This is a genomic window from Moorena sp. SIO1G6 (assembly GCF_010672795.1).
Lineage (GTDB): Bacteria > Cyanobacteriota > Cyanobacteriia > Cyanobacteriales > Coleofasciculaceae > Moorena > Moorena producens.
Genome location: NZ_JAAHFZ010000024.1, coordinates 1 through 12,501 on the forward strand (window position 1 = coordinate 1; position 12,501 = coordinate 12,501).

The 12,501-nt window shown below is 40.6% G+C and carries 9 protein-coding genes and 1 pseudogene; 4 read left to right on the top strand and 6 right to left on the bottom strand.

What is annotated here, in order from left to right:
• Positions 1-84: 84 nt before the first annotated feature.
• From F6K63_RS21500 to F6K63_RS21520, 5 genes are all read right to left on the bottom strand, one after another.
• On the bottom strand, positions 85-333 hold the full coding sequence (locus F6K63_RS21500; protein WP_287313082.1) for a hypothetical protein: 249 nt from the start codon (positions 331-333) through the stop codon (positions 85-87).
• 75 nt (positions 334-408) lie between these two features.
• The gene (locus tag F6K63_RS21505) at positions 409-2,913 is read right to left on the bottom strand and encodes an Hsp70 family protein (protein WP_287313083.1); all 2,505 of its coding nucleotides are present in this window, start codon (positions 2,911-2,913) and stop codon (positions 409-411) included.
• A 77-nt stretch (positions 2,914-2,990) separates the two neighbouring features.
• Positions 2,991-3,473: a hypothetical protein gene (locus tag F6K63_RS21510; RefSeq protein WP_287313084.1), complete on the bottom strand. Its 483-nt coding sequence runs from the start codon at positions 3,471-3,473 to the stop codon at positions 2,991-2,993.
• A gap of 56 nt (positions 3,474-3,529) precedes the next feature.
• Positions 3,530-5,554: a hypothetical protein gene (locus F6K63_RS21515; RefSeq protein ID WP_287313085.1), complete on the bottom strand. Its 2,025-nt coding sequence runs from the start codon at positions 5,552-5,554 to the stop codon at positions 3,530-3,532.
• A 356-nt stretch (positions 5,555-5,910) separates the two neighbouring features.
• Positions 5,911-6,057 (bottom strand): hypothetical protein, encoded by a 147-nt coding sequence (locus F6K63_RS21520; protein ID WP_154659877.1) that lies wholly within the window; start codon positions 6,055-6,057, stop codon positions 5,911-5,913.
• 533 nt (positions 6,058-6,590) lie between these two features.
• Between F6K63_RS21520 and F6K63_RS37945 the strand changes: the two are divergent.
• Both F6K63_RS37945 and F6K63_RS21530 read left to right on the top strand, forming a co-directional pair.
• Positions 6,591-6,674 (top strand): annotated as a pseudogene (locus F6K63_RS37945) (IS607 family transposase); the annotation flags it as partial.
• Complete coding sequence (locus F6K63_RS21530; protein WP_502708335.1) at positions 6,664-8,274, top strand: RNA-guided endonuclease InsQ/TnpB family protein; 1,611 nt, start codon at positions 6,664-6,666, stop codon at positions 8,272-8,274. The pseudogene F6K63_RS37945 and the gene F6K63_RS21530, both read left to right, overlap by 11 nt.
• Positions 8,275-8,295: 21 nt before the next feature.
• Here the strand turns inward: F6K63_RS21530 and F6K63_RS21535 are convergent, their stop codons facing one another.
• On the bottom strand, positions 8,296-9,024 hold the full coding sequence (locus F6K63_RS21535) for a tetratricopeptide repeat protein (RefSeq protein WP_009148809.1): 729 nt from the start codon (positions 9,022-9,024) through the stop codon (positions 8,296-8,298).
• 268 nt (positions 9,025-9,292) lie between these two features.
• Between F6K63_RS21535 and F6K63_RS21540 the strand changes: the two genes are divergently transcribed.
• Both F6K63_RS21540 and F6K63_RS21545 read left to right on the top strand, forming a co-directional pair.
• Positions 9,293-10,423 carry an amidohydrolase family protein gene (locus F6K63_RS21540; RefSeq protein WP_009148806.1) on the top strand — a complete coding sequence of 377 codons (1,131 nt, stop codon included), beginning with the start codon at positions 9,293-9,295 and terminating at the stop codon, positions 10,421-10,423.
• Between the two features lie 496 nt (positions 10,424-10,919).
• Entirely contained in the window at positions 10,920-12,404 is a 1,485-nt protein-coding gene (locus tag F6K63_RS21545) for an anhydro-N-acetylmuramic acid kinase (protein WP_009148802.1), read from the top strand.
• Positions 12,405-12,501: the final 97 nt, after the last annotated feature.

The window sequence follows — 12,501 nt, forward strand, 5'->3', positions numbered from 1 at the left end:
TTGATATAATTCTTGTATCATTCTCGATTGGTAGGTCGTATTGACAATTTATGACCTATCTTTTTTTACCATAATTCGCTCAATTTAATATATATCAAGGGTTACAGGCCGCTTGTCGCCCCCCCAGTTTGCAAAGGCCTTAGTGCTATCCCACCTTTGGTGTGCTTTTTCAGGGTTAAAATACCATCCACCAGTTAAATACCATGAAGTACCTAATAAATCCGTCGTCAAATCATATGTTCCAATCACCCCTTCAATCGCACCATTTCCTGCTCCCTTAACAAAGCCCCAAAGCTGATCGACAAAGCTGAACTCTTCTTTATTTTCACTCATGTTTTAATTCTACCTAGCTTGATAACATTGTTAATTAATAATTTAGAATTGTCATTTTAATACTCAAACAATTATCTATTGTGACTTCCGAATATTTGTACCTCCACTCATTCCAGTTACTTTACTCTTCTTATCAGGAGGCAGAAGATTGAGCAATGCCAAGTTAACCTGCTCCAACTTCTCAACATTACGACTCTCAAAATACTTAGCTCCCAAATTCAACAGTTTTATAGCCTCAGCAGGATCAACAAAATCTTCTGTCTGATCTACTAAGTGTGCAAACAGACTAAGATGGAATGTCGGGCTTTTCATCTGTGCCGTCACACCCAGTTGATTCAATTGCTCAGTCGTAGCATTAATCCTAGATACACTCCCAGACTTCAGCACCCCTTCCTCTTGTTGCAGCAGTTGATTCAAGGTTCGTTTATCAGCCTCAGAGCCACTGTCCTCAATAGTACGGCAGCAAAATCTCTTTGCCTCCTGATACTTCTGAATTGCAGCAGAAATATACTTATCACGAGTCAAGCTATCCACCTCTTGGGCTACCTTTCGCTTGTCATCTTCTAACTGATAGCGTATATCCGTCACATCGTCCGCCTTGACGGTTAGCAGCTTAGCGCTAATTTCATCAACCTGCTCCCGTTTTTCCTTGAGTTCTTGCACCACAACCTGTTCATTCCTTTGTTGAGCCTCCACAATTTCACTGGAAATTTTAGAGGACAAATTCTGCACCTCGGACTTCAGTTGGTTTAAGGACACACTACGCTGCTTCGGCTCAAACACTTCCTTAAATTCCTGATCAACCAAGGGAATATAAACAGATAGCTTTAAGGTCCGAGACTCAGACATTTCAATTGTGATCTCAATCGTAGTTCCTGCTGGAATATCCCTGGTAAACCGAGTGCCCTTTAAGACTAAATAGCCAATGGTCTGATTGGCTTGAGGTAATGCATCTTCTGGTCCCTCTAGGATATTGATTCGGATTTCATCATCTGTGCCATGGCGCACCAACCTGGACACTTGCACCTCATAGTCCTGTTTTTGGGGAAGAGTGCTATTTTCCCTGAGAATAGCTTGACAGCGTGTCTGTTTAGAATTCTCATCCTCAATCTCAATACAAATGTCATGGGGTAGGGTTTGTCCCCTAACAGTGGTTATCCCTTGATAAATTTGAATTGTGTTGTTATCAATGGGAACTGCATTACCATGACTATCAAAAATCTTGAATTCAAAGATATTCTGCTCTTGCTCAACCAGAGGTAAATCTTCTTCAATCTCTCGTTGTAGGGGTTTCAGCCCGGAATCAAAACCTCCATCGGCTCTCAAAATCCGGTAGTAAAGACCCTCTAAAGCCCCTTCTACTCTTGCTTCAAGAAACTCCTCCAAATCACGAGACACATGGGGGTATTCCATCCTTAGTGTTAATCCACTGGGAGAAGGCTTTGATGAATTTTCCTCTATCTTTCTCGGTTTAGTTGCAGCAAACAATGCAGCTCCCTCTGCTACAACCGTTGTAGGATCAACATCCAAATTTACCGGTATCTGTAATGATTCTTCTAGGCGTTGACGCACATAGGGTATGTAAGTAGATCCCCCCACCATCAATACAAACTTGAGATCCGATGAACTGAGAGATTTGCTCTGTAGCAATGATTTAATTAAAGCAATGGTCTCATCAATATAAGGCTGGATTAACTCTTCAAACTGAGAGCGTGTAATCGTTACTTCCAGATCATGCTCTTCACCATCATCGTCTTCAATTTCCTCAATCTCTAGGTCGTAAGATTCCATGGAAGAGAGGGCAATCTTAGCTTCTTCCGCTTTGAGCAAAAGTTTGAAGTAAAGAGAATTATACTTACTGCTTTTGCTCTTTACTTCACCTAATAAACCACTGATACCCAACTGCTTTTCTATAGAAGGAATTAAAATGTAATCAACAATAATGTTGTCAAAATCAGCTCCCCCTAAAAAGTTATTACCTTTGTTACCAAGAACTATCATTTCTTCATCACCAACCTCCAGAAGGGCAACATCAAAGGTTCCACCCCCCAAGTCATAAACTAGCCATTTTTGCTCATCAAACTCTACTCCTTTCTCCTGATTGGCATAGGCTATGCTGGCAGCAATAGGTTCCTGAAGCAAAAACACTTGCTGAATTCCAGCCTGATGAGCAGCATTCTCTGTAGCCTGAGACTGATTGGTATCAAAAGAAGCCGGTACAGTAATCACTGCTGCATCAACCACTTCTCCAGTTCTGACAAACGTCTTTAATTCCTTTAGAACTTCAGCAGATAGATCGACGGGTGTTTTAGACCCTTGGAGAGCCTCAATTAGAAACTCTTCATCAGTTCCCATCTTACGTTTGAAGAAAGCAACTACATTCTCAGGATATTTTTTCCAATACTCTTTTGCCTTATCTCCAACAAATATTTTATTTTTCTTGAATCCCACAACGGATGGTAGTGTTCTCTTTCCGTGAACTGTGGGATTATAAAATACATCTACTTTTCCTTTAGAGAACTTAGCAATTGCAGAATTTGTCGTTCCCAGGTCAATCCCAATATTGATTGTTTGTGCCATCCGGTTATCTCCTTGAATTTGTGAATAATACCTAACTATGAAATAGTGATTTGCATTGATATACAAATCCTCTAAAATTATTTAGAGCTGACATTATTGCCTGTAAATCTTAACTTAAGACGAGAAAACTGTTCTTTAATAAATTTACAAATATTCATATTTGAGGGAATCATGCTAGGTTTTTCGCTAATTTTTTCGCTAGCTTCTTCTTGGATCCCTTTAGATTCCACAATAACAGTTGCTCGACGAACAATACGTGATGGAGAGGATTCATTCTCCCGGTATCGAATCGTTGGCTTGATCACCTCAGAAATTACCAATTCTTCAGGGGAATCACTAGAGATATGAGCATCACAATCAGTCCGGGTTTCATTATAGGTTCCTTTGGGAATTTCATAAAACCATCCCAAGGATTGAAAGTAGTCTTTGAGCTTGTCTACATTTCTATGAATTGTATGTTCTGTAGTCAGTTTTTTCAGCTTTTTCTCGATTTCAAATACTTGATACAAGGCTGAAGAAAAATCGGGCTGTAGTTGTTCGGTAATTAATTTATTTTCCATGGTAGACTGCAGTAGACTGCAATAGTTTATTGAATCATTTTAATTTTTAGTAAAACTTATCTTGACATCTTTCCAGTAATCATCAATTCCTGAAACCTCAACACATCCCTAATCAGTACACCATTCCATTCCTTCTCAGTATCGATTAATGCTCCTCTATCTCTAAGACTAATTACTCCCGATTTGATTCTAGATAAAATATAAGGATCTATTCTTTTTTTATACTGTTCTATACTTAGTTCTTTATCCCTAAACTTGTTATCATACTTGATATAATTTTCAAAATTTTCCTTGTTTTCTAAAAATATATTTATATACTTTTTGTTTGTTGTGACAAGTACTAAATTAGGATAATCATCTGAACTAATTAGCTTGAAATCGTTGTAACTACAGGAAAAGGTGGAGTCTTTAGAAGAGATTTTTTGACTAGACAAACAACAATTACCAATTTCTACAACTGTTCCTGTATAAATTTTTATCCGAATTTTTGCTTTAAGATTAGCCATAATCGTTCTTAACGAAAGATCTAGTTCTTTTCTTAATTCATCTTCATAGTTTAGATCATCCATCATCGGTGTAAAGGAAATCTGTTGTCCCTGATTATTCAAAAAAGAACAAGTACGAAGTTGCGAGTTGTATCCAAAAGGAACTAACTTAATAGCTTCAATACTTTCTAGAACCCAGACTGTTATTCCATATCTAATGTAATCATCTGTAATTTCAAGTGGATGAGAAGCATTTAAATAAAGATTTAAATTTAGCTTACGGTCTTTACTTTTGCCTTTATCCTCAATAATCTTATCTTTAATCTCTTTTACCCTCTTGCTGGTATTTTCCGAGACCTTTAATTGAGATGCTAAGTCAATAACTTTCAGAGAAGAGTCCACCAAAAATTCATATTCAATATGCTCATATGTTGGCAAGTGAAATAGTTCGACTCCTATTTTAATAAGACATTGAGATATCCGATCTTTAGCTATCAAAAAGAAGGGATGATTAATTGAATTCACTAACTCAATATCCAGAACTTCTTGGATCTTCGCCAAAAGCTCTTTTTCATCAAAGTGTTTAGCATCTATACCAAAATCAGCAATCTCCTTCAGAGCATTACAGCAGCTTTCTAAAAATTCATAGGATCGACCAAAACAGATTTGATAATGCTCTGGAAGAACTAAGAGTTCTATTGAGAACAAACTCTTAATGGAACCTAAATCCTTAAAGCGTATCGCTTCATCAAGTTTATTCCCATACTGTCGAGCAAAGTATTTTCCAATGAATCCCCGGAATTCTTCATCCTGGTAATCAGGTTTAGGAACATATTGCTCAAAAAATTGAAAATCTCCGAAAGTTATAAAGTCATGTAGCTTTTTGTCCTTAAATATAATAAAGTGGAATTTTTTATTCTGCTCATCTCGAAGATCTTCCAAATATGCTTCTGCCTGCTTGATCTTAAAGCCTTCTTTCAATTCAAACTGATTGTCGTTAATTTTTAGCTTTGCTAAAAACCTTTTCTTCTTTGAGCGAATTGTATTAGTAGCAGATATATCTTCTACAGTATTGTATTTTTCAGGATCTAAGCCAAGTAGTGTAAAGGGATTAACATATACAACAACTGTGTCTCGCCTTGATGCGGTTAAAATTTTTTCGCCAAACTCCTTAGATATCCTTCCAAGCTGCCAATCCCCAATCTCACCAAAGCTAATCATGCGCTGAGCAACTTCAATGTTTCCTTGAGGTGCTTTCATAAGGCGACGACAAAACTTGCGTAGCCACGACTGAAATGTAGACTGATCAATACTTACTGGCTGTTTAGCAAAAAAATCTTCAATCTCAGCTTTCTGCCATCCAGTGGATACACCTTCTAAGAGGCTTAGAAAGATTGACTCATATTCAGCATCTTCCAGAATCTGTTCCGGTTCCGGTAACTTTCCCAAGTCACTTTTCACAAATTCTATTAAGGAAGGTAGCTTTCCTTTTTTAATGTATGACCATTTCTCCTGGCGAGAAAGTCCTTTCCACCATTGCTCATATTTTCTCTGGAAGAATATCTTGCTACCCAGGGCTATGGTGACAAGCAGCATTAGTAAAAGTGGTAGAGTTATCAGCATCCTTTAAGCACTTGAACCTAGTACTTTACCATAGACGTTTTGACAAGTAATTTATATCTAAACTGACTCGTATTATCTAAGGGTTATAGAAATAATTAACCTGTCATACTTGTTGTAGTAAACTACTAGGCTGAATTACAAATAAACGATATAGCTGGAGTTGAATTAAATTCAACTCCTATCCAACAAACAAGGGAGGATGTCAAATTCGCAGAACAAATGTACTAAAATAACTCATCACTGCTACTGAAGCCCCGAAAACACTGTACTTCAAGTGTTCTTACAAAATTGACCTGCTCCCACAAACAATGCCATTTAGTCAAAAAAATTCAGGGCAAACCCATCTTTTTAGAAGCCTTACTCAGAAGCAATGCAGTGGTGTCATGGGGGTTTTCCCCATGAGCAACTGCATCAAGAGGTGCTACCCGTGGCGAATTAAATTCGCCAACAGAAAGCGCACCTAACAGATATTTCAAAACTAATAAGTATAAAAACTTATCGCTTGAATATCATATCCAGTAGGCATTTGAAAATAAGATGCGTTTACCCTGAAAAAGATTTTAGCTTATATTTTTTCAAGCTCATTGGCAATATAGCATACAATATAATTTCTAGTCAATATCATTTCTACTTAATTCATTTACCCCATCCTTGGAGTAGAACTAGACACAGGATATTAAGTAATGTTACAAACTCCTCCTTGTGTCACATTCACTAGTTCCAACCCTTGGAGGGTTAGGCTACCCGATGTCGGATAACCCAAGCGTGATTAATTAATTGATTAATTAGGCAATTGTCTGCTCATCTAGCTCTGTTTAAACAAATGCCTCAACACAGCATAATATACTACAAAATGTAAATTTTGTAATAGAGAAAGCTTGTTATTCGGGTAGAACAGTCCTGGCCCAATCTATGAAATAATGACTTTCTAGAAGGAGGCTCGTGACAGTTAACCAAAATGCACACATAATATCTTACAATATCTACCAAAATATGCCAAGATAAAAACATGGCACTAATACCACTCCGTAAGGCGGTCGAACTTACGGGACTCTCCAAGAACACATTGAGGAAATACGCGGATGATGGAACGATCAGGTGCGAAAAAACTCCAGGAGGAACAAGACTCTTTGATCCCGAAAGCTTGCTCACTTTCGGACGTAGATCTACAGATGATAGAACTGTTCGGGTTGCAAGCACAATTTGCTACTGCCGAGTCAGCTCCAGCAAGCAAAAAGACGACCTTGTCCGACAAATCGCCTATATGCATTCCCTTTTCCCACAAGCCGAAATCATCAAAGACATCGGCTCAGGTCTCAACTACAAAAGGAAGGGACTTAAGACCATACTGGAGCGGCTTATGCGAGGAGATCAGCTCACGATTGTTGTTGCCTGTAGAGACAGACTTACCCGATTCGGGTTTGAACTCTTTGAGCACCTGGTCAGTATCAACGGTGGAAAAATCTTGGTTCTCGACCAACCTAAAAGTTGTCTTTGATCAGAACTTACAGCAGATCTTCTCTCCATCATTCACCTCTTCTATTGTCGCGTCCACGGGCTCAGAAAATACGGGGCAAAAATCAAAAAAGATTCGGATATTCCTCAATGCTGAACAGCGGTCTATTGTTCGTCAATGGTTCGGAGTGTCCCGCTATGTTTTCAATAAGACCGTCAAAATACTCCAGAATGGAGAAGTTAAAGCCAACTGGAAGGCTATTAAAACAGGGATATTAAATGACCTTCCAGAGTGGTGCAAGGCAGTACCTTATCAAATTAAATCGATAGCGATTAAGGATGCCTGCACCGCTGTCAGGGAAGCTAAAAAAAAGTACAAAAAGACTAAGCAAATTAACCGAGTTCGATTTAGATCTCGAAAGAATCCTGTCCAGTCTTGCTATATTCCTAAATCAGCAGTTTCAGACAAGGGGATCTATCATACAAAACTAGGGGAATTAACCTTTGCCGAGAGCCTGCCTGATAATATCTGTGACTGTCGATTGACCAGTACTAATGGGGACTACTACCTTGTAGTCCCCCACAAAGTGACTAACGTTAAAGCCGAAAACCAAGGTAGAGTAGTTGCTTTGGATCCTGGAGTTAGGACTTTCTTGACATTCTTTAGTGAAACTTCTGTCGGAAAAATTGGCAATGGTGATTTTTCTCAAATTCAACGCTTATGTCAACACCTGGATAATCTGATTTCAAAAATAAGCAAAGCCAAAGGTGGCCAGAAGCGTCGAATGAGAAAAGCTTCCAGGCGGATGGTGATCAGGATTCAAAACTTAGTGAACGAGATCCATCACAAAGCTGCCAGATTTATAGTTGACAATTTTGATGTAATTTTGCTTCCCACCTTTGAGACTTCTCAGATGTCGAGAAAAAGTGATCGCAAACTTAGATCAAAAACAGTTCGCAATATGCTCTCTTTCGCTCATTACCGTTTCAAAGAATTTCTCAAGCACAAAGCCCAAGAGTCAGGAAAGATGGTGATAGACGTCTGCGAAGCCTATACGAGTAAAACTGTCAGCTGGACTGGGGAGTTGGTCAACATCGGCGGAAGTAAAATTATTAAATCAAAAATTGATGGTCGATCTATGGATCGAGACATCAATGGCGCTCGTGGTATATTTCTGCGAGCCTTGGGAGATACCCCCTGGCTGAGAAATCAGCTTGCATTAGTGAGCCAGGATTGACTTTTTGGAAGATTTTGGCAGCTAAAAAGTATCGGCAAATCCTCGCTGTTTCCAAGCCAAAGAGTTTTGAGCATCAAGTTGAATCGCCTTGTCAAAATCGGTGATTGCTTTTTGATATCGACCGAGTTGATAAAAAGCTGTGCCTCGGTCAATCCAAATTGAAGCAGCTTTGGCATCCACTTCCAGTACTTGGTTGTAGAATGCGATCGCCTCAGAATACCGTTTCAAATCATAAAGCAGCACACTGGCAATTTTTTTGGGAATAATTGTCTGTACCAACTGCTGTTCAAATTCTGATGTGGCTTGAATTGAAACTGCTTGCTTCCAGGCCGTAATCACCGCATCGTATCGTTTTAGTTTATGGTTTGCCTTGCCTTTCTCAAACCACGCTAAAAGGTAATTGGGCTTAATTTTAATCGCTTGATCATAGGAAGCGATCGCGGCTTCGTACTGGCCCAAGCTACTCAACGTATCCCCTCGCCAATACCAAGCTAAGAAAGAGTCTGGCTGAAGTTTTACAATCTGCGACCGTATCGTTATCTCTTCACTATACTTACCAATTCCTCGTAACTGACTGGCTTGTTGCCACAACTCATTGATCATTCTCCCTTGTGCAGCAACTTTCTCTGTCGAGGCGTTACGGTGGTCAAAATCCATCTGAGCAACGACAGTTTGAGCATTAGCACTAGCCATACTTGTCGTGATCAAAGTAGCTAGGGATACTACTACTTGAAACGGTAAATTTTTCATGTTTGGTGGTTAAGCAGTATTCTAGTTGACTTAAAATCAGGGATTACAGTCATAATATTACCAGCAATCTTAGCAAAGACACAGTTACCAAATACACAGTTAGAGGTATCACCATCCAAATGGTTTACCCCACCAACAACTAAAGCGATCGCTACCAATCCTCCAAACAGACCCTAGGCGTCTTCGGGTACTTCCTGCCTTCGTAGTTCAATAAACTTTTTTTTACGTTAACTACCAGACAATTATCTCTAGCATCTAATCATCTGAAATGATTAACCTGTGGACTATCAACGCTATTGACCAACACGCTCACAACCTGCTAACTCCTGAAGCTGCTGCTAATTATCCCTATCCTGCCTTCTTCAGTGAAGCCTATGACCCTGAGATGATTAATCATCATGCCCGTCACAGCCTTTTCTACAAACGAAGCCTTCGGGATATTTCCCAACTCTTAGAGTGTGAACCAGAGGAAGAGGCAATTCTTGAACGTCGCCAGCAATTGGGATTAAAAAAACTAACCCAGCAGTGTTTTAAATCATCTCAACTAGAAGCAATTTTCTTAGATGATGGTTTTCTGCCAAATAAGATTCTTCCTAGAGAATGGCATGAACAATTTCTGCCAGTAAAGCACATCCTTCGTTTGGAATATCTAGCAGAAAATCTCATCCGTGAGATAGATGACTTTGCTACCTTCCTAGACCATTTCCGCTACAACATTGACCCACCACCACCAGGAGTGGTAGGCTTCAAGAGTATTGCTGCCTATCGTACAGGTTTGGATATCCAACAGATACCACAGGAGGTAGCTAAGGAATGTTTTGATTCCTTCAAGCAAGAGGTCTTGAGGGGAAAACCCCTGCGGCTGGTAGATAAGCCTTTAATTGATTTTTTGATTACCCAAGCGCTAGAGATGGCGGCTAAACATGGACTACCTGTGCAGTTTCATACAGGGTTTGGTGACCCAGATTTAGACTTGCCGCTGGCTAATCCAGTTTATATGCGTTCGCTTTTGGAAGACCAACGCTTCCGTAACGCTCCGATTGTCCTGCTGCATGGGTCTTATCCCTATACCCAAGAAGCTGGTTATCTAGCAGCGGTCTATCCTCAGGTGTATTTAGATTTCGGGTTAGCGGTGCCTTTTTTAAGTGTAGCTGGGATGCGTAACGTAGTGCAGCAGTTATTGGAATTTGTGCCAACCAGTAAACTGATGTATTCTTCTGATGCTCACAATATCCCGGAATTATATTACTTGGGAGCCAAGTGGGCACGGATAGTATTGGCACAGGTTTTGGAGGGAGCGATTCACGATGGGGATTTGACTGCTAAGGAGGCGGAGTCGGTTGCTATGGGGATTTTGTGTGATAATGCTCGTGTGCTTTATGGGGCTAATGGTTCTTGATGAAACCGCAAAAGCCCATAGACGCGCTAGCGCTTCGGTGCAGGGTAAGACGGGAAGAGGAAAAGGAGGATTCGAGTTTCTGTTTTCCGGAGACAGTGGCAGGAATGGTGGAGTTAAAAGAAGTAGATGAAATTTAATTACCACCCTGAGCCGTTCCTTCGGGCTTAGGGTTTTTTTGCTGCACTTTCTGCCAACATTCAACAATTACCCAAATCTTAAGATAGCTCAGCTAAAGTTATTAGCAAGTTATTTTGATTCCTGCGCTTAAAGTCTTAGGGGTTTTGTTATTGTTAGGTGGTAATATTAGAAATAAACAATAAATAGTTAACGATAGACTAACTAAACATTAATTACTAGTCAGTAGCTAACATAAGGCGAAAAATAAACCTGTTTTTATGTTCCCTCTCCTCCTATCCGTTACATCCATTACCCATAAGTTGCAGTATCTCTCCTATATTGGTATTTTTAGCTTACCTTAACCCAACACAATTTTAAGATGACCCGTGTAATTGGCTTAATGAGCGGTACATCTGTAGATGGCATCGATGCTGCACTAGTAGAAATTTCTGGCTCAGACTTAGATTTAAAGATTGAGCTACTGGCTGGTGCTACCTATGGCTACCCCACTGAACTCAGGGAAAAAATTCTAGCTGTCTGTGCTGGAAGTCCCCTATCCATGGCAGCATTGGCAGCATTGGATGATGCGATCGCATTTCAATTTGCCCAAGCAGCATTGGCAATTGGGAGTGGTCATCCCCCCGCTGAGTTAATTGGCTCCCATGGTCAAACAGTATACCATCGACCATTAGGGGTTAATGTTGTTCGGGTAGCGTGGCCTATTGGCCAAGGTTCATCCGAGTTGAAAGTTGACAGGTTGAAAGTTGAAAGTTTTCCAGACAACCTGCAACCTGCTAACCTACCCTACTCGAACGCCAAAGGCGAACAACCTGATAACCTTCAACCTGCTAACCTTCAACCTGCTAACCTTCAACCTGCTAACCTTCAACCTACTAACCTTCAACCTGCTAACCTTCAACCTGCTAACCTTCAACCTACTAACCTTCAACCTGCTAACCTTCAACCTGCTAACCTTCAACCTGCTAACCTTGGCCAAAAGGCCACGCTACCCGAACAACCTGTAACGACTCTGGGATATAGCCTTCAACTAGGACGGGGAGAGGTGATTGCTGAGATTACCGGTATCAAGACCATCAGCAATTTCCGTGTGGCTGACATTGCTGCTGGGGGAGAAGGTGCGCCTCTGGTTCCTAAGATAGATGCTTGTTTGCTCCGCTCATCCACCCATAACCGATGTATCCAAAATATTGGTGGTATTAGTAATGTTACTTACTTGCCAGTTAGTGAAGGGAACTGGTTGGAACAGGTATATGGCTGGGATACTGGTCCGGGGAATGCCCTGTTAGATCTGGCTGTCGAGTATTTTACCAACGGTAGAAAAACCTATGATTACAATGGAGAGTGGGCAGCGAGTGGCACTCCCTGTGAGGCTCTGGTCGAACAGTGGCTTGCTCAAGAGTTCTTCAAGATACCGCCACCAAAATCTACCGGACGGGAGTTGTTTAGTCGAGATTATCTCAAGCAGTGTTTGGTAGAAAGTGAAGCCTATAACCTTGCTCCTGCTGATTTCCTGGCAACACTCACAGAACTAACTGTTGCCTCTATTGTTGAGAGCTATCGCAACTTCTTGCCTCAAATGCCAGACCAAGTACTATTGTGTGGTGGAGGGGCAAGCAATTTATACTTGAAGCAACGGCTGCAAATTAGACTAGATTCGGTGCCAGTATTAACCACTGACCAGGTTGGGTTAAGTCGGGATTTTAAAGAAGCGATCGCATTTGCTGTTTTGGCTCATTGGCGTAACCTGGGTATTCCCGGCAATCTACCTCAAGTAACCGGTGCTTCAGAGGCTGTATGTTTAGGAAACCTCTATTCTCCGAGATCGCAACACCAGTCATCCTAAAACTCAGTATTTTAGCGATGCAGCGCGGTCTTGGGGGTCCCCCCCATGAGCGACTGCATCAAGACAGGGATCGTAAGCGTTGTGAAATGCAGTTAAT